Source organism: Catenulispora sp. GP43, assembly GCF_041260665.1.
In the GTDB taxonomy this organism is placed as follows: domain Bacteria; phylum Actinomycetota; class Actinomycetes; order Streptomycetales; family Catenulisporaceae; genus Catenulispora.
Genome location: NZ_JBGCCT010000002.1, coordinates 713,766 through 731,401 on the forward strand (window position 1 = coordinate 713,766; position 17,636 = coordinate 731,401).

The 17,636-nt window shown below is 73.0% G+C and carries 13 protein-coding genes; 2 read left to right on the top strand and 11 right to left on the bottom strand.

Going from position 1 to position 17,636, the window contains the following annotated elements; all coding sequences use genetic code 11:
- Window positions 1-7 precede the first annotated feature (7 nt).
- Genes ABH926_RS06955 through sbnA form a run of 9 tightly spaced genes read right to left on the bottom strand, consistent with a single transcriptional unit; the run spans window position 8 to window position 10,427 of the window.
- Window positions 8-1,051, bottom strand: a complete 1,044-nt coding sequence (locus tag ABH926_RS06955; protein WP_370364513.1) for an ABC transporter ATP-binding protein — start codon at window positions 1,049-1,051, stop codon at window positions 8-10.
- Entirely contained in the window at window positions 1,051-3,459 is a 2,409-nt protein-coding gene (locus tag ABH926_RS06960; protein WP_370364514.1) for a beta-ketoacyl synthase N-terminal-like domain-containing protein, read from the bottom strand. The genes ABH926_RS06955 and ABH926_RS06960 overlap by 1 nt, the downstream gene beginning before the upstream one ends.
- Before the next feature lie 3 nt (window positions 3,460-3,462).
- Window positions 3,463-4,515 carry a hypothetical protein gene (locus ABH926_RS06965; RefSeq protein WP_370364516.1) on the bottom strand — a complete coding sequence of 351 codons (1,053 nt, stop codon included), beginning with the start codon at window positions 4,513-4,515 and terminating at the stop codon, window positions 3,463-3,465.
- Window positions 4,512-6,824 (bottom strand): N-acetyltransferase family protein, encoded by a 2,313-nt coding sequence (locus ABH926_RS06970; RefSeq protein WP_370364517.1) that lies wholly within the window; start codon window positions 6,822-6,824, stop codon window positions 4,512-4,514. The genes ABH926_RS06965 and ABH926_RS06970 overlap by 4 nt, the downstream gene beginning before the upstream one ends.
- On the bottom strand, window positions 6,811-7,344 hold the full coding sequence (gene fabZ, locus ABH926_RS06975; protein WP_370364519.1) for a 3-hydroxyacyl-ACP dehydratase FabZ: 534 nt from the start codon (window positions 7,342-7,344) through the stop codon (window positions 6,811-6,813). The genes ABH926_RS06970 and fabZ overlap by 14 nt, the downstream gene beginning before the upstream one ends.
- Window positions 7,341-7,664 carry an acyl carrier protein gene (locus ABH926_RS06980; RefSeq protein WP_370364520.1) on the bottom strand — a complete coding sequence of 108 codons (324 nt, stop codon included), beginning with the start codon at window positions 7,662-7,664 and terminating at the stop codon, window positions 7,341-7,343. The genes fabZ and ABH926_RS06980 overlap by 4 nt, the downstream gene beginning before the upstream one ends.
- A 36-nt stretch (window positions 7,665-7,700) precedes the next feature.
- The gene (gene fabG / locus ABH926_RS06985) at window positions 7,701-8,483 is read right to left on the bottom strand and encodes a 3-oxoacyl-ACP reductase FabG (RefSeq protein WP_370364521.1); all 783 of its coding nucleotides are present in this window, start codon (window positions 8,481-8,483) and stop codon (window positions 7,701-7,703) included.
- On the bottom strand, window positions 8,480-9,427 hold the full coding sequence (locus ABH926_RS06990) for an ACP S-malonyltransferase (protein WP_370364522.1): 948 nt from the start codon (window positions 9,425-9,427) through the stop codon (window positions 8,480-8,482). The genes fabG and ABH926_RS06990 overlap by 4 nt, the downstream gene beginning before the upstream one ends.
- A complete protein-coding gene (gene sbnA, locus ABH926_RS06995) occupies window positions 9,414-10,427 on the bottom strand; it encodes a 2,3-diaminopropionate biosynthesis protein SbnA (RefSeq protein WP_370364523.1) in 1,014 nt (337 codons plus the stop codon). The genes ABH926_RS06990 and sbnA overlap by 14 nt, the downstream gene beginning before the upstream one ends.
- A gap of 192 nt (window positions 10,428-10,619) precedes the next feature.
- Here sbnA and ABH926_RS07000 point away from each other — a divergent pair, with 192 nt between their 5' ends.
- Window positions 10,620-13,139, top strand: a complete 2,520-nt coding sequence (locus tag ABH926_RS07000; protein WP_370364524.1) for a BTAD domain-containing putative transcriptional regulator — start codon at window positions 10,620-10,622, stop codon at window positions 13,137-13,139.
- A 138-nt stretch (window positions 13,140-13,277) separates the two neighbouring features.
- On the opposite strand, the gene ABH926_RS07005 is transcribed toward ABH926_RS07000, so the two are convergent.
- Window positions 13,278-15,389, bottom strand: coding sequence for a cell wall-binding repeat-containing protein (locus ABH926_RS07005; RefSeq protein WP_370364525.1), 2,112 nt, complete (start codon window positions 15,387-15,389; stop codon window positions 13,278-13,280).
- A 69-nt stretch (window positions 15,390-15,458) separates the two neighbouring features.
- Window positions 15,459-16,409: a polyphosphate kinase 2 gene (ppk2, locus tag ABH926_RS07010; RefSeq protein WP_370364526.1), complete on the bottom strand. Its 951-nt coding sequence runs from the start codon at window positions 16,407-16,409 to the stop codon at window positions 15,459-15,461.
- A 256-nt stretch (window positions 16,410-16,665) separates the two neighbouring features.
- Between ppk2 and ABH926_RS07015 the strand changes: the two genes are divergently transcribed.
- Complete coding sequence (locus ABH926_RS07015) at window positions 16,666-17,565, top strand: alkaline phosphatase family protein (RefSeq protein WP_370364578.1); 900 nt, start codon at window positions 16,666-16,668, stop codon at window positions 17,563-17,565.
- Window positions 17,566-17,636: the final 71 nt, after the last annotated feature.

A 17,636-nucleotide genomic window follows, 5' to 3' on the forward strand; every position in this document is an offset into this window, starting at 1 on the left:
GTCAGCATCAGGCGCCGTCCCGTACGTGTCGGCCGGTCAGGCTCAGGAACAGGGATTCCAGATCGGGGCGGCCGAGCCGGATGCCGCCCAGGCCGATGGTGTGGTCGGCGGCGATCTGCGCGACTTCGCGCAGCGCGCCGGCCATGCTGTGGGCGCGCAGGCGCAGGACGTCAGGGCCCTGACCCGAGGGTGCCGGCACCACCTCGATCTCGCCGTGCCGGGCCAGCCGGGCGGCCAGGCTCTGGACGCCGTCGGGCAGCAGGGCCAGTTCCTGCTCGGTCGCCGACCATTCCAGCAGGCCCTCGCCGAGCGGACGCAGCAGCTCGCCGTGGGTCCCCTCGGCGATGACCCGGCCGTCGTCGACCACGACGAAGCGGTCGCACAGGCGCTCCACCTCGGGCATGTAGTGGCTCGTATAGACCACCGACATGCCGAGCTCGTCGCGCAGCCGCAGCACCGCGGCGAAGATCTGGTCGCGGCTCTGGGCGTCCACGCCGACGGTCGGCTCGTCCATGAACAACAGGCGCGGCTGGTGCAGCAGCGCGGCGGCGATGTTGACCCGCCGCTGCATACCGCCGGAGTAGGACGAGACGCGGTCGTCGGCCCGGTCGGCCAGGTCCACGACGTCCAGGGCCCAGGCGATCCGCTCGCGGCGCAGCTTGTTCGGCAGCCGGTAGGCGCCTGCGAAGAAGCGCAGGTTCTGCCGGGCCGACAGGCTCGGGTAGAGCGCGATCTCCTGGGGCACCACGCCGATGAGGCGTTTGGCGCGGCGCGGTTCGGCGGCCATGTCGACGCCGTCCACGTGCACGGTGCCGGTGTCGGGCCGCAGCGCTCCGGTGAACATCGCGATGCTGGTGGACTTGCCCGCGCCGTTCGGGCCGAGGAATCCGACGATCTCCCCCACGGCCACCCGCACCGAGATCCCGTCGACGACGGTCCGGTCGCCGAACCGCTTAACCAGGCTGTCCGCGTTGAGCACGACGGCCCGCGGCTCGCGGACCCGGGCGCCGGCCGGCTCCGGGTCCGCCTGCGCGACGTCGAGCCAGGCCATCAATCGGCCCTCGACACGACGAGGGAGAAGTAGCTGCCGCCGTAGGCGAAGCTGGAGATCAGGGCGTGCTCGACCTCTGATACGCAGCCGCTCTGCGGGACCAGGCCGGGCACCTCGGCCGGGGCCACGTCCACGCCCCACGTACCGGGGACCGAGCCGTCGCCGAGCGCCCGCACCGCGGCCAGCAGGCCCAGGCCGGCTGCCGATCCGAGGGTTTCGCCGAGCACTGATTTGGTGGCGGTGACGGGCCGTCCGGCCAGACCGGCGGCTTGCAGGGCCAGGGACTCAGGACCATCCACGCTCTCGCGCCCCATCGCCGCCGCCGCGACCATGCCGATGTCGGCGGGATCGAGCCGGGCCGCGCGCAGCGCCTCGGTGAACGACCGGCTCCACGCGTGCCCGTCGCCTCGCAACGCCGCCATCCCGCTGTCGTCGCCGGTCAGGCCGAAGCCCGCGACCCGTGCCAGGGCGGTCGCCCCGGACCGCTCGGCGCCGGCCGCCGACTCCAGCACCACGGCGACGGCGCCGGCGGCCAGCACGGTGCCGCCGCCGTGGAAGGGCCGCACGCCCTTGTGGCTGAGGAACCCGGGCACCTTCACATGCCCGGCCAGCACCGCCTCGGGGCACTCGTCGGCGACGACCACCACGATGCGCTCGGCGGCGCCGCGCCGGATCAGGCGGTAGGCGTAATGCAGGGCATTGAGACTACTGGTACCGCCGCCACAGATCGTGGCGGTCACGCCGCGGAAGCGGTGCAGGATCGCGATGTGCCCGGCGGCGGCGTTGACGACCGTGTTGGGGAAGAACTTGGGGTTGGCCCCGGCCGGACCGGACAGGATGACGCCCCGGTTGAACTGCTCGACCGGGGTGATCGGGGCCAGGCCGGTGGCGAAGATCAGCCCGGTGCGCTCGGCCAGCAGCCGGTCCGGCTTGCCGATCAGCTGGTGCAGCTGCGCCACGGCGGCGGCCCCGAGCCGACTGGCCGGGTCCATGCGCCGCAGCACCGCCGGGTTGATGCCGGCCGCGATCTTCGCCAGGTCGACGGTGCCGGCCGGGCGGATGCCGTAGCCGGGCACGTCCACCTCGCCGGTGTAGACCGGGTCGGAGGCGGCCAGCGCGGCCAGCAGCCGGGGGTGGTCGGTCGCGCCGCCGGCGATCCCGGCGATCCCGGTGATGACGACCTCGCGGCCCTCGGCGGCGGCGATCGCGGCCGGGGGCGTGCCGAACCTGGCCGGGTTGCGGACCACGACGGCGGCGTTGTTGCCGCCGAAGGCGAAGGAATTGGACACCACGAGGTTCACCTCGGCCGGCCGGGCCTTCTCCGGCACGATGTCCAGCCCGCTCGGCGAGGCCGCGCCGCCGGTGTTGACCGTCGGCGGCATCATCCCGTCGCGCACCGCCAGCGCGCACACCACGGCCTCGACCGCGCCGGCCGCACCGAGGGTGTGCCCGATCATCGACTTGGTGGAGCTGGTCGGCGGCGGCGCCCCATACGGCGAGAAGAGCGTCAGGATCGCCTTGGGCTCCACCGCGTCGTTGGTCGGGGTGCCGGTGCCGTGGCCGTTGATGTAGTCCACTTCGTCCGGGGTGTTGCCGGCGCTGGCCAGCGCGGCGGCCATGGCCCGGACCGCGCCGTCGCCGCCGGGGTCCGGCGCGGTCTGGTGGTGGGCGTCGGCCGACAGGCCGTATCCCGCGATCTCGGCGACGGCGGCGGCCCCGCGCGCCTCGGCGGCGTCGGCGCTCTCCAGCACCAGGAAGCCGGCGCCCTCGCCGAGGTTGAGCCCGGCCGAGCGGGTGTAGGGCGAGCAGGGGCCGGTGTCCAGCGCGCCGAGGCTGTTGAAGCCGCTGAACGACAGGCTCGCCAACGGGTCCACGCCGCCGACCAGCACCGCGTCGGCCTCGCCGGCCCACAGCAGTTCCAGGCCGTAGCCGATGGCGACGGCGCCCGCGGCGCAGGCGTTGGACAGCAGCGAGCGCGGGCCGGTCAGGTTCAGGCGCGCGGCCACGACGTCGGCCACACTGTGGATCTCGTAGCCTTTCAGCAGCCTGATATCGGCGTGCCGCAGGTCCCGGGTCAGCCACTGCCGGTGGAACTGCTCGATGCTGCGCATGCTGCCCAGGCTGCTGCCGACCACGACGCCGACCCGCTCGGGGGCGTAGCCGGCTTCGCTCAGCCCGGCGTGGGTGACGGCCTCGCGCGCGGCGGCGTGGGCCAGGGTCAGGCAGCGGTCCTCGCCCGGCACGTCCGCGATCGGCGACTGGCCGCCGACCCGGGTGACGAGCCCGTCGGTGGGGACGGCGCCGACCTCGCCGATACCGCTGCGGCCGGCCTTGATCGCGGCCCAGCAGGCGGCGGCGTCGGCGCCGACCGCCGAGACCATGCCGAGTCCGGTGATGACGACGCGCATGGCTCACGCACCGATTCGTTCGGACCACGACAACGGCACCACGACCGGCGCCGAGACGGTGCGCAGCTTGACCGCGGCGCCGTCCGGACCGGTGCCGCGCAGCGTGAGGCCGGGCACGTCGAAGGGCTTGTCCAGCAGGCCGAGGGCCAGATCGTCGGCGGCGTCCACGGTCGCGAAGACCTCGCGCACCGCGCCCACGGCCACCTCGCCGGCGTACAGCGCGGTCCCGGCCGCCGGGGCGGTGCCGGCCGGGGCGGTCAGGTGGATCAGGCCGCGCTCCGGCTCGGGGTCCGCGCTCAGCGCGGCGGCGCCCCGGAAGTCGTCCTCCCGGTTCCAGCTGACCAGCCACTCCAGACCGGCCTCCCGCACCGTCAGGCCCTCCGAGTAGACGGGGACCTGCGGGTGGCGCGCCTCGGCCCGGACCCGGGCCAGCGCCTCGGCGCCGACCGCCCCGCCGCCGAGCGCCTCGGCCTGCTCCAGCACCCACGCGGCGGAACCGGACGCCACCGGCGCGAGGAGTACGTACCCGAACTCACCGGTGCTGCCGATCCGGGCCAGGACGCCATTGCCGCCATTCCCGCCGCTGCCACCGCCGGCCGGGGCGACCACGGCGGCGCCGTGCAGCACCAGGCTGGAGACCTCGAAGTCGACGAGCTGCGCGGCGATCCGCCAGGCCTTCGGGCCCTCGAACGCGACGGCCTCGTACTCGGCGGCGGCGTCGGCGACCTCGGCCTCGTCCAGGTCCGCGGCGACCGCGCGCACCAGATCGGCGAGGTCGGCACGGGACTGCGAGAGCAGCCAGCCGGTGTCATCGAGCTCGATGTGGACGACCGCGTCCCACACGCCGCCGTCGGCGTCCAGGACGAGGGAGTCGCGCGCGGTGTTCGGCTCGACGTACTCGCTCTCGCGCGCCAGAAGCCGGCTGAGCACCAGGCCGCGCTCCAGCCCGGTGAGGCTCACCAGGCCGGCGGCGGGAGCGTAGACGCCGACGGTGCGGCGAAGGTGGTCGTAGTGGCGCGCGACGGCGGCGGGGGTGGTGGCGGTGGCATCGGTCATTGTTCTGCTGCTCCTGTGAGGACGAGTTCGGTGTGCGAGGCGGAGGCGGAGGCGGGGATGAGGAGGCGGTGGGCCGCGTCGGCGTCGTCCAGGACGGTCAGCCGCCAGGCCGCGGCGCCCGAGTGCCCGGCGGGGTGCCGGGTGACGAGGGCGAGGAGGAGTCCGGAGGGAGTGGCGCGGAGGAGGATTTCGGCGGCGGAGGGTTTGGTGGCGAGAGAATCAGAGGCTGCGGTGGACTCGGGGGCACTCGAATCAAGAGCGGCGGCGTGCAACCAGCGGCCGTCGTCCAAGCGGATGGCGAGCCGATCACACCAGCGCTGCCAGGGCCCTGACTTCTCCAGCAGCCAGGCCTCCCCCGGCGCCCCGGGCACCAGCGCGACGGCCGACTTCGCTGCGGGGGTGATCCACAGAATCAGTTCGCCGTCACTGTCTGCGGCCGGCGCCTGTGCCGCGAGGCGGATCCCCAGTGCATCAGGCTGGATCGACCAAGCCAGATCAGGGGCGGCGAATTGACCGGCCGCGGCATCGAAGCTCCAGTCCCGCTCCGGCTCCGGACCGCCCCAGCCCATGCCGCGCCGAGGTTCCTCACGCGGACCGTGTCGGCCAGCCCACAGCCCGGCGCGCCAAGCGGTGTTCCGGGCGAAGACCCGGCTGCGCGGGAACGGCGTGGCGAGCACCGGCACTCCGGCAGCACGCCAGGAGACCAGTCCCCCGCCGGCCGGATCGAGCAGCAGCACATCGTCTCGATGCGTGAGGCGATACACCTGCCGCCGCGCGACCTCCGCTGGCGACCATTGAACCGGTTCCGGGTCGGCGGACTTGTTCGTGGCCTGCGATGTCGCCAGGGTGCGCGTCCGACAGCCCTCGGCGATCCGCGGCTGCGCATCGGGCACGACATCGCCGGGGCAGTCCGCGTCAGTAAAGGCGATCCGGTACTCGGCGCCAGCATCGAGATCGAGGGCGAGCACATTCTCGGCGATCAGCCGCGCCGACGAATCCCCGCCAGGACTCAGTATTCGTACCGCCAGTCCGGTCAGCGCGTCCCACCAAGCAGGTCCGTCATCCGCGCCGAGAACCAACCCGGCCGCGCCGAACTCGGTGGCGTCGATCGGATACAGCCCTCGCCCGGCCGGCACGTACCGGTCCCCGGTGAAGAGCAGCCCGGACCGCAGCCCGCCGACCACCATCGTCCGCAACCGCGCTTCCGCAACGACAGCCGGCGCCGGGCCCTGCCACCACACCCGCTGCCGCAGCACACCGCCGGCCAGCTCGGTCTCGCGGTAGAGCGTGGCCGCACCGTACCGCTCGGCGACCCGCCAACCGCCGCCGGACGCGCCCTGAAGCGGCTCGACCTCCAGCTCGCGCCGCAGTGCCCGCCGCCATCCGGTCAGGTACGGCGGCCCGGGCACCGGCCAGCTCTGGGTCAGCACCGGGCCGACGTGCCGGTCGTGGTGCACCGCGACGCTTCCGTCGCCGTGGTCGAGCACGACGGCCAGCGGCCCCTCGCGGAACAGCGAGATCGCCGCCGGCTGCTCGGCCCTGGCCGGCGGCAGCACCGGGTCGGGCCCGGGGCCGGCGCCGGTGTCGGCCTCGGTGTGCAGGATCTCGCCGGTCTCCGGCTCCAGCAGCGCACGGAACACCAGGCCGTCCAGCGTCAGCGCGGTGCGCAGGACCCGGCGGCCGGAGACGGTCTCGGTGTGCTCCCCCAGCGGCCGGTCGGTGCCGGCGTCGGCCTGGTAGCGCCAGCCGGCCGTCATGCGGCGGCTGGCCGGGATCAGGTCCGCGTGGTCCCGCTGCATCCGGGCGACCAGCCGGGGCAGGTGGCTGACCAGCTCGATGTTGCCGTCCTCGCCGGCGCCGGCCGGGCCGACCAGGGTGCAGCCGAGCTGCCGGTACAGCGGCAGGGCGCGGTCGTTGGCCGGGCTGACGGTCAGGCGGATCGTGCCGATCTCCAGCGGCATGAGCGCCAGGAAGGCCTGGGAGAACATGCGGCCGGCCACGGCGCCGCCGCGGATCCAGGGGCTGAGGAAGAACATGTCGCCGAAGACCTCGTCGGCTCGCACCACCCGGCGTCCGCTGCCGCGGAACATCCCGACGGTGCCCAGGATCTCGCCGGCCAGTTCGGCGACGAGAAAGACGACGGTGCCCCGCTCGGCCAGCTCGGCGCGGACCATCGCGGCGTCCAGGGGGCGGTCGACGAAGTTCGGCGCGTCGCGGTGCTTGTTGTAGAGCTCTGCGACGGCCGCCGCGTCGCTGTCCATATACGGCCGAACGACCAGGGCGTCGGCAGCCGTCTCACTGGGGGCCATCGCCGCCGGGCCCGCCGCGCTCGCTGACGACCAGCGTTCCCGCCGCCGCCGGCTCCGTACCGACACTGGCCCGGACCTGGACCGGGGTCAGACCGCCGAAGCCGCGGCCCAGTTCGGCGGACAGCGTCAGCTGGTCGCCGGGGACCACCAGCCGGCTGAACTTCATCTGCTTGATCGCGCCGAGGTAGCCCACGCGCGCGGCCTGATTCTCAGAATCCTCAATCGCCCAGGACGACGCCAGCACGACGGCGGTCAGCTGTGCCATCGACTCCACGATCAAAACCCCGGGCATGATCGACTGATCGGGATAGTGGCCGGCGAAAAAGGGCTCTGAGACCGTCACGTTCTTCACGCCGTGCCCGCGCTTCCCGGGCTCGACGTCATAGGCGCGGTCCAGCAGAAGCATCGGCCAGCGGTGCGGCAGCATCGCCCGGATCCGGTCGGCGCCGAAGCTGAGCAGCGGCGTGCGCACCGATCCGTTCGCCGTCGCGGTCGCATTCTCAGTCGCCTGAGCGCTCATGCCGACACGCTCTCGGTCTCCACACGCGGGATCTCGCCCAGCGTGCCGATCACGAAGTCCACCAGCCGGTTGACCGAGCCGAACTCGGCGCGGTCGTCGTCGGTGATCGTCACGCCGAGGTGCTCCTCGAACATGACCACGATCTCCAGCGTGTCCAGCGAGTCCAGCTCCAGCCCGCGGCCGAACAGCGGCTGGTCGTCGCCGATGTGCTCCGGGGACACGTCCAGGTCCAGGCTCTGCACCAGCAGCGTCTTGACCCGCCGGTTCAGCGCGGCACGCGCCCGGGCGTGCTCCAGCAGCTCGTCGTAGTCCAGCACCATCTCGGTACTCCCATTCCGGTAGTGATCAGGGTTCTGCTACGGGGTCAGGCCGCCGTCGACGACGAGGACCTTGCCGGTGATGTAGGAGGCGGCCGGACCTGCCAGGAACGCGACCGCGGCCGCGACCTCCGCCGGGTGGCCGGCGCGCCCCATCGGTACGGTGCCCACCAGTTCGGCGCGGGAGCGTGGCTCCATCCCGCGCAGCATGTCGGTCTCGATGAACCCCGGCGCCACGACGTTGACCCGGATGCCGCGCTGCGCGACCTCGCGGGCCAGGCCCTTGGCGAAGGCGATCAGGCCGCCTTTGCTCGCGGTGTAGTTGAGCTGTCCGGGCTGCCCGACCACGCCGCTGGTCGAGCCGATCAGCACCAGCGCCCCGCCGGTGCGGTGCATCGCCTTGACCGACTCCCGGCAGGTCAGGAACGCGCCGGTGAGGTTGGTGTCGATGACCTTCTGCCACTTGGCCAGGCTCATCGTGGCCAGGAAGCCGTCGGCGGTGATCCCGCTGTTCGCGACGGTCACGTCCAGGCGCCCGAATTCGGCCCGGACCTGCCGGAACAGCTCCTTGACCTCGCTCTCCACGCCGATGTCGGCCGGCACGGTGATCGCCCGGCGCCCCAGCGCGCGGATCTGCTCGGCCACCTCCTTGGCCGCGTCCTCGCGCGAGACGTAGTGCACGGCCACGTCACAGCCGGCCTGGGCCAGTGCCAGCGCGCAGGCCCGGCCGATGCCCCGGGAGGCGCCGGTGACCAGCGCCGCCGTGCCGGCCGGGAAGCGGCCGGAGAGGACCGCCGGTATCTCGTCAGGGTTCGTACTCATGCCTTCTCAACCTCCAGGCGGCGCACGAACGCGTCCACCGCGACAGGGGTGTCCAACAGGGCCACCCGCGGCTTGGATGGATGGTGTTTGGCCAGGCCGACCAGGGCCTGCGCGGGTCCCAGCGCCGCGTAGCGGGCCGGTTCGAACCGCTCGTCCGCGACCGCGGTCATCAGCTCCCGCCAGCGCACCGGGGCGCACAGCGTGGCGGCCAGGTCGGCGGCCACCTCGGCCGGGTCGCCGCTGAACTCGCCGGTGGTCAGCAGCCCGACCGGGGCGCCGGCGGTCAGGCGCAGCTCGCTCACGGCGCTCTTCCAGCGCTCGGCCACCGGGGCCATCAGACGGCTGTGGAAGGCGTGCGAGACGTCCAGCAGCCGGGTCCGGGCGCCGAGTTCGGCGGCGAAGGCGTGCACCGCGTCCAGGTCGCCGGAGACCACGCACTGGCGCGGGCTGTTGTCGGCGGCCAGGTCCAGGCCGTGCCGGTCGGCGGTCTGGAGCGCGTCGGCGCGCTCGGTACCGGTGGCGATCACCGCGCACATGCCGCCCCGGCCCGGCGCCCCGGCCATGAGCTCGCCGCGCAGCCGGACCAGGCGGACCGCGTCGGAGAACGGCAGCCAGCCGGCGGCGACCAGCGCGGCCACCGCGCCGACGCTGTGCCCGGCCGCGGCCGCCGCGCGCACGCCGTGCGCCTCCAGCACCCGCCACGCCGCGACCGCCGCCGTCACCAGCGCGGGCTGGGCGTTGTGGGTGGCGGCCAGCTCCTGCGGCGCCGATTCCCAGCACAGGGCGCGCATGTCCAGGCCCAGCACGTCGCAGGCCTCGTCGAACACCGCCGCGGCTTCCGGCCGCGCCAGGGCGAAGGCCCGTCCCATGCCGGGCGTCTGGCTGCCCTGCCCGGGGAACAGGGCTCGCACCCCGCGTGTGCCGGCACCGCTATCCGTTGACATGTACGGTCTCCCCCGTCGTTCGGCTCGGCTGGTTCCGGACGTCGCCGAAGTGCCGCCGCACCCAGGCGTCGTCGTAGATCGTGTCCAGGTAGCGGTCCCCGCCGTCCGGGAAGATCAGGACGCAGGTCGCGGTCGGCGGGAGCGCGGTGTGGTGGCGGAGCAGCGCGGCGGTGACGGCGCCGGAGGAGCCGCCGGCCAGGATCCCCTCGCGGCGCACCAGATGCCGGCAGCCCGCGACGCTCTCCGCGTCGGAGACGTACAGGACCTCGTCGGCCAGCGCGGCGTCGGCCAGCGGCGGCCGGATGCCGGCTCCGTGGCCGGGCAGCAGCCGCGGCGCCGGCGGCCCGCCGAAGATGACGCTGCCGACCGCGTCCACCCCGATGACCCGGGTGGGCAGGCCGCGCTCGCGGACGTACTCGGCACAGCCGCGCAGCGTGCCGAAGGTGCCCACCGAGACGAACAGGCAGTCCAGCCGCCCGCCGAGGGCCTGGTCGATCTCGGCCATGGTGCGCCGGTGCGCGCGCGGGTTGTCGGGGTTCGCGTACTGGTTCGGCCAGAACGCGTCCGGGGTGCTCTGGACGATCTCGCGCACCCGGCGCAGCCGGGCCGGCAGGTACTCGCCGGTGTCCGGGTCGGGCTCGGTAACGACCTCCAGCTCGGCGCCGTACGCGCGCAGCAGCCGGCGGTTCGTCGAGGTGGCCTTCACATCCACGACGCACACGAACCGCAGCCCGTGGTAGCGGCAGACCTGGGCCAGGCCGATACCGAGGTTGCCGGAGCTGGACTCGACCACCACCGAGCGGCCGGGCCGCAGCCGTCCGTCCCGGATCGCGGTGTGCACGATGGACTGCGCGGTGCGGTCCTTGATACTGCCGCCGGGGTTGAACCTCTCCATCTTCGCCAGCACCCGGCCGCGAAAGCCGGGCACCAGATTCTCCAGCTCGATCAGGGGCGTCCGCCCGATGATCGCGGGCAGGCCGTCGAGAGCCTCAGCTGCCATGCGCCAGAGTCTTGCCAAGGGGTCTGGACGGCCGTTGGACGCGGACTGGACCGAGTGGACGCCGGCGGTGGACGGCGATGGACGCGCCCGGCGCACAGCTGTTTGAATCAGCATGCTGAATCGTTCGGGCCACAAATGCTTCAGTGCTCTTTTTGGGGGCGATGCAGGGTGCGCATTCAGGTGCTGGGACCCGTGCGCGCATGGCGGACCGGGACCGAGCTGAGCCTCGGGCCGCCCGCGCAGCGTGCGCTGTTCGGGCTGCTGGTGCTCGCCGACGGCCAGGCGCTGTCGCGGACGCAGCTGATCGACGCGCTGTGGGCGGGCGAGCCGCCGTCCGGCGCCGTCAACGTGATCCAGACCTACGTCAAACGGCTGCGCCGGCTGCTGGAACCCGCACGGCCGGCGCGCGCCTCCAGCGCCCTGCTGCCCACGGTCGGCAGCGGGTACGTGCTGCGCCCGCCCGGCGACGGCGTGGACCTGGTGTCGTTCCGGAACCTGGTCGGCACGGCCGGCGACGCCGCGGTCGACCAGCGCGGCGTGGCGGCCCTGCTCGGCAAGGCGCTGGGGCTGTGGCGGGGCGCGCCGCTGGCCGACATCCCCGCACTGGCCGGGCACCCGACGGTGGTCGCACTGGCCCGGGAGCGGCACGCGGCGCTCGGCGGCTACGCCGACGCGATGATCGCCACCGGGGCCGCCGCCGAGGCGCTGCCGCTGCTGGCCCAGGACGCCGCGGACCATCCGCTGGACGAGGCCGCGCAGACCCGCCTGATCCGCGCGTATCACGCGGCCGGGCAACGGGATCGGGCGTTCGCGGTCTATCACGACGCGCGCCATCGGCTGGCCGACGAGCTGGGCCTGGATCCGGGGCCGGAGCTGGCCGCGGCGCATTATGCGCTGCTGCGGGTGTGGCCGCCGGCGGCGCGGCAGGCGGTACGGCCGGCGGCGGGGAGCATGGTGCGGCGGCCGCCGGGGCCCTTTCCCGGCCAGGCTTCGCGCGGCCGGGTTCCCCTCGGTCAGGCTGGACTCGGTCGGGCTGGACTCGGGCAAGCAGCACTCGGCCAGGCAGGACTGGGGCAGGCGGGACTCGATCAGGCGGAATTCGGTCAGGCGGGACTCGGGCAGGCAGGAATCGATCAGGCGGGATTCGATCAGGCGGGATTCGGACAGGCGGGATTCGGACAGGCATCGCCGGGCCGGCCGGCACCCCCGGTCCGGACCGGCAGCGTCCCAGCGGCGCCGCAATCGCCGGTGCCAGTGCCAGTACAGCCGCCGGTGCCAGTGCCGGCGCCAGTACCAGTGCTTTCGCCGGTACCGGTGCCGGCGCAGCTGCCCGCCGACGTCTTCGGCTTCGTCGGCCGGACCGGTGAACTCGCGAAGCTGTCCGGCCAGATCGACGCCGGCGGCACGGCCGTGGCGATCGCCGTGGTGTCGGGCACGGCCGGGGTCGGCAAGACGGCGCTGGCCGTCCACTGGGCCCACCGGGTCCGCGACCGGTTCCCGGACGGGCAGCTCTACGTGAACCTGCGCGGGTTCGACCCCACCGAGCGGCCGGTGGCGCCGGCCGACGCGCTGGCCGGGTTCCTGGAGGCGCTCGGCGAGCCGGGGCGGCGGATCCCGTCCGAGGTGGACGCGCGCGCCGCATTGCTGCGCAGTCTGCTGGCGAATCGGCGGATGCTGCTGGTGCTGGACAACGTCCGCGAGGCCGAGCAGGTCCTGCCGCTGCTGCCCTCCGCGCCGACCTGCCATGTGGTGATCACCAGCCGCAGCCAGCTGCAGGGGCTGATCGCCACCACCGGCGCGTTCGCGCTGTCGCTGGACCTGCTCTCCGCCGAGGAGTCGCGCGAACTGCTGGCCCAGCGGCTCAGCCCGGATAGGGTGCGCACGGCGCCGGCGGCCGTGGACGACATCGCAGAGCACTGCGCCCGCCTGCCGCTGGCGCTGGCGATCGTGGCGGCCCGGGCCGCACTACGGCCGCGGTTCGCGCTGGACGCGATCGCGGCGCAGCTGCGCGTCCCGCGCAACCGGCTGGACCTGCTGCACGGCGGCGACAGCGCCACCGATCTTCGCGCGGTGTTCTCCTGGTCGTACCGGGCGCTGGAGGAGCGGGCGCAGCGGCTGTTCGCGCTGCTCGGTCTGCATCAGGGCTCTGACATCTCGGTGCCGGCCGCGGCGAGCCTGGCCGGCGTCCCCCGGGACGAGGCCGAGCAGGACCTGGCGCAGCTCTCCAGCGCCCATCTGCTGACCGAGCACGCCCTCGGCCGCTTCACGTTCCACGACTTGCTGCGCGCCTACGCCGTCGACCGGTCCCGCACCCTGGATCCGGCCGAGCAGGACGCCGCGGTGCATCGCGTCCTGGACCACTACCTGCACACCACGTACGCCGCGGCGGTGGCCTCCGACCCGTCGGCGCCGATCGTCCTGCCGCTGGCCGACCCGCTGCCCGCGCCGCCGCCCGACATCGTGGTCGACGCCCCGGCCGACCCGGAGCAGGCGCGCGAGTGGCTGCTGGCCGAGTACCACGTGCTGCGCCCGACGGTGCAGTGGGCCGGCGAGGCCGGCTACGACGCCCACGCCTGGCAGCTGGCCTGGACGCTGTCGGCGGTCCTGGACCGGCAGCGCGGTTGGCCCGAGCGGCCGGCCGCCGGGTACTCCTGGACCGGACGGGTCGAGCCGGCGCGGGTCCATGTCCCGGTGGTGGCGTTCGGGCGCTGATTCACTCGACGGTAGGAGGTCCACCGCGACAAAGACCGGCCGTGGCGCCTCCCGCCACGGCCGGTCTTCACTCACTCGCCGGGATCAGCCCCGGTGAGCCCGGGTTCAGCCCAAGATCAGCCCGGGATCAGCCCGGGATCAGCGCGAGGGCTGCGCGTTCCCGTGCGGCTCAGCCTTGGCGTGTGCCGGGTCCGTAGCGTTGCCACGCGCCCGGGCGATGTCCGTATTGCCGTTCGCCGTACCGACGGCCTGCGAGACGACCGCACCGTCGGCACCCAGATCGACCCAGCCTGCGGCGCCGGCCACCAACGAACCGGCCTGATTGTCGACGGCCTTCGGCAGAGCACTGAGACCGCCGAGAACATAGGCGTCCTGCAACGTCTCATGGCTCAGGCTCAGGTAGGCCGCGTCCGCCGGGGACAGACCGACGGCCGGGTTGACCAGCAGCAGCGGGCCGCCGACCGCACCCATCAGGGCGCCGCCGGACAGGGCGTCGGGGAAGTTCGCGCCGGTGGCCACGCCGAAGGCGGGCTGGCCGCCGCCGAAGAACTCGGTCGCCAGCTTCAGCGAGGTCGCGTACCGGTCCGCGCCGTGGACGTCGACCCGGTACCAGACGCCCGGCAGCGTGTCGTAGGCCGCCAGCGCCTGGCCGCCGACCGCCCAGGCGGTCACGGTGCCGTTCTGCCGCTGGAGCTGGGAGGCGTACTTCTGCAGGTAAGCCCGCGTCACCGAGGGCATGGCCTTGTCGTTGGTCAGGACCACGACGCCGCCGGCGTCGTTCGCGGCCGCCGCGCCGGCGGACAGCGCGTCCGGGAAGTCGTCGCCGGTGGCGACCAGGATGTCGCGCGGGTTCGGGGCGGCGCGCTCGGCGACCGCCACCGCGGTGGCGTAGCGGTCGGGCCCGGCGATGCGGTTCGGGACGAAGCCCAGGTGGCGCACCGCCGTCTCGACCGCCGGGGAGATCGCGGCGTCGCCGCCGAGCAGGTACACGGTCGAGCCGGGGGCCAGGACCCGGGTCAGCTCGGCGGCGGTGGACTTGTCGAGCTGGCCGGTCGAGGTCAGCAGCAGCGGGCCGCCGGCGTGCGCGGCCAGTGCCGAGCCGCCGAGGGCGTCGGCGAACAGGTCCGAGCGGCTCAGGACCGCGACGTTCGCCTGCGGCCTGGGGTCGTTGGCATCGGTGTGGGTGCGCCACACGGACTGCGAGGCCTTGTCGGCGGTGTCGAAGCGGTCGTAGCCGGCCAGCCGGTGGACGAAGCCGTAGGCGGCGGTGTCGTAGGCGGCGGTGCCGTCGTGGTCGGACACCTTCGTCAGGGGATTGACACCGGGGGTGGCGACGGTGGCCGAGACCGTGTAGGTGCCGCGCGCCGGCGAGGAGGGGTCGATGTTCGTGGTCGTGACGGCGATGGTCTTGCCGTCCGCGGAGAACGTCGGGCGGGCCAGGTTGAAGGCGTCGGACGCGGACGGGAACGTGATCTGCCGCGGCGCGCCGACCGTGCTGCCGTCCGGGGCGATGTCCACGGTGAAGACCGCGGGCATGTTCGAGCCGGGGGCCAGGTTGACGTTCTGCAGGAAGGCGACGGTCTTGCCGTCCGGGGAGATGGTCGGGTCCCAGGCGTTGCCGGAGACCAGGCCGGTGCCGGCGATCTGCTTCTGGAAGGCGTGGCCGGCGGCGTCGTAGCCGCGCAGCATGACGACGCTGGGGCCGGGGCCGTTGTTCGGCATGTCGCGCTCGAAGACCAGCAGGTCCCCGCCGAACTCGGGCTTGACGTCGTCGGCGAACGACGCGCTCGGCGTGTAGCCGGTCGGCGCCCAGGTCGGGTCGGAGGAGTTCAGGGCACTGCCGTCGGCGCTGGTGACGCGCAGGACGGAGGCGTCCGAGGAGCCCGCGAGCTCGCTCCAGCCGACCGTGAAGCCGTCGTCCCCCCAGGTCGGGTGCAGCCGCTGGACGCCGGTGGCCGCCGCCACGACGACGTCGCCGCTGCCGTCGCGGTTGACGGTGTGTACGGCGTTGGTGTTGTCGATGTACGCGTACCGGTCGCCCTTGGGCGACCACGCGATTGAGGAGACATTGGCCGGCGCGTGCAGGGCGTTGCCGCCCACCACCTGGATCTGATCGGTACCGTCGGCGACGGTCAGCGGGCTCTTCGCGGGCACGCCCCCCGGATTGACGGCACCGGCCGCCGGCGCGAGCGCCGCGGCCCCGGCGATCGCCGACGAGACGACCGCCGCCACCGCTAACGGCTTGCGCATACTGCGAAACGTCACGGGTCCCTCCCCAGTCCTGCGAATGCCCGAGCTGGATGCCGGGCCGCGCAAAGTCTATTGAGACAGGCGGGGCAGCACACGCTGCGGATCTGCGTCGGATCGCTCGACGAGCAAAGCGGCCGAACCGAGGATCTGCGGGTCGGGCGCCTGTACGATCTCAAGATCCTTGTTCGCGTAGGGGAAGATCGAGAGCACGTGCTGCATCGCGGCGATCCGCGCACGCTTCTTGTCGTTGCTCTTGACGACCGTCCAGGGCGCGTCGGCGGTGTCGGTGTAGAAGAACATCGCCTCCTTCGCGTCCGTGTACTGCTGCCAGCGCTCCAAGGAGGCCAGGTCCATCGGGCTCAGTTTCCACTGGCGTACCGGGTCCACCTGGCGGATCAGGAATCTGGTGCGCTGTTCGGCCTGCGAGACGGAGAACCAGAACTTCACCAGCGTGATGCCGTCGCGGACCAGCATGCGCTCGAACTCCGGCGCCTGGCGCATGAACTCCAGGTACTCGGCCGGGTCGCAGAAGCCCATGACGCGCTCCACGCCGGCCCGGTTGTACCAGGAGCGGTCGAACATCACGATCTCGCCGGCGGCCGGCAGGTGGGTCACGTAGCGCTGGAAGTACCACTGCGTGCGCTCGCGCTCGGTCGGCTTCTCCAGGGCGACCACTCTGGCCCCGCGCGGGTTGAGGTGCTCGGTGAACCGCTTGATCGTGCCGCCCTTGCCCGCCGCGTCGCGGCCCTCGAACAGGATCACCAGGCGGCCGCCGGTCTCCTTGATCCAGTTCTGCAGCTTCAGGAGTTCGATCTGCAGCAGCCGCTTGTCGTGCTCGTACCGTGTGCGGTCCAGGCGCTCCCGGTAGGGGTAGTCCTGGCGCCAGGTGTCCACCGGGACGCCGTCCGGGCCGATGAGGATCGGGTCGTCGTCGTCCGCCTCCTCGATGCGCAGACCGGCGGTCTCGGTGACGTCGGCGAGGTCCCAGGGCTGCGGGTCGGGGGTCGGTTCTGCGCTCACAAGGGCAATATCCCCGAGCGAGTTCGCCTGGTGATCGACCGGGCGCCGAACATTGGGCTAACTCCCGTGGCGTGGCAGGGTATGGCAAGGCATGGCGACCGGCGACGCGCGGCGGTTCTGTTTCCCGCGCCGCAGCATTCAGCTTCTTGATGTTAACGAATCCTTTGCCCCGGTCGGTGTTCCATTCGTCACGGTCTGTGTCTAGCATCCCCGGTGCCGGCTTCCCCACGCCCACCACTCCCACCGCCTCCCCGCCATCAGGAGAGAATCCATGCGCATCTCCCGCAAGGCCCTGTCACTGTCCGCAGCCGTCGGCGCGGTCGCCGTGGCCGCCGCCGTCATCCCGTACGCCACCGCCTCGGCCGCCCCGGCCGCCGCCCCGGCCACGGCCGGAGTGGTGCCGACCCCCGCGCACGTCGTCGTGGTGATGGAGGAGAACCACTCCTACAGCGACATCATCGGGAGCTCCAGCGCCCCCTACATCAATTCCCTGGCTGCCTCCGGTGCGCTGCTGACCGACTCGTTCGCCGTCAGCCACCCCAGCGAGCCGAACTACATGGCGCTGTTCGGCGGCAGCACGTTCGGCCTGTCCTCGGACGCCTGCCCGGTCAGCGAGGGCAACACCGCCAACCTCGGCTCGGAGCTGCTGGCGGCCGGCAAGACCTTCAAGGGCTACTCCGAAGGTCTGCCGAAAGCCGGTTCGACGACGTGCTCCTCCGGCAAGTACGCGCGCAAGCACTCGCCGTGGGTCAACTTCAGCAACGTGCCGGGCTCGGACTCGGTGCCGTTCACCCAGTTCCCGTCCAGCTCCAACTACGCCAGCCTGCCGACGCTGTCGTTCGTCATCCCGAACCTCAACGACGACATGCACGACGGCACCGTCAGCGCCGGCGACACCTGGCTGAAGAACAACCTGTCGGCCTACGCCACGTGGGCCAAGGCCAACAACAGCCTGCTGATCGTGACCTGGGACGAGGACGACTACAGCGAGAGCAACCAGATCCCGACGATCTTCGTCGGCGCCGGTGTGAAGACCGGCCACTACAGCGAGCAGGTCAACCACTACAACGTGCTGGCCACGCTGGAGCAGATGTACGGCCTGACCCCGGTCGGCAACAGCTCGGGTGCCGCTGTCATCAGCGACATCTGGAGCTAGGCGCACGCGACACCCCGCAGTGCGCAGCGGACGGCCCGGGCACCCTCGGGCCGTCCGCGGCATGCTGTGAG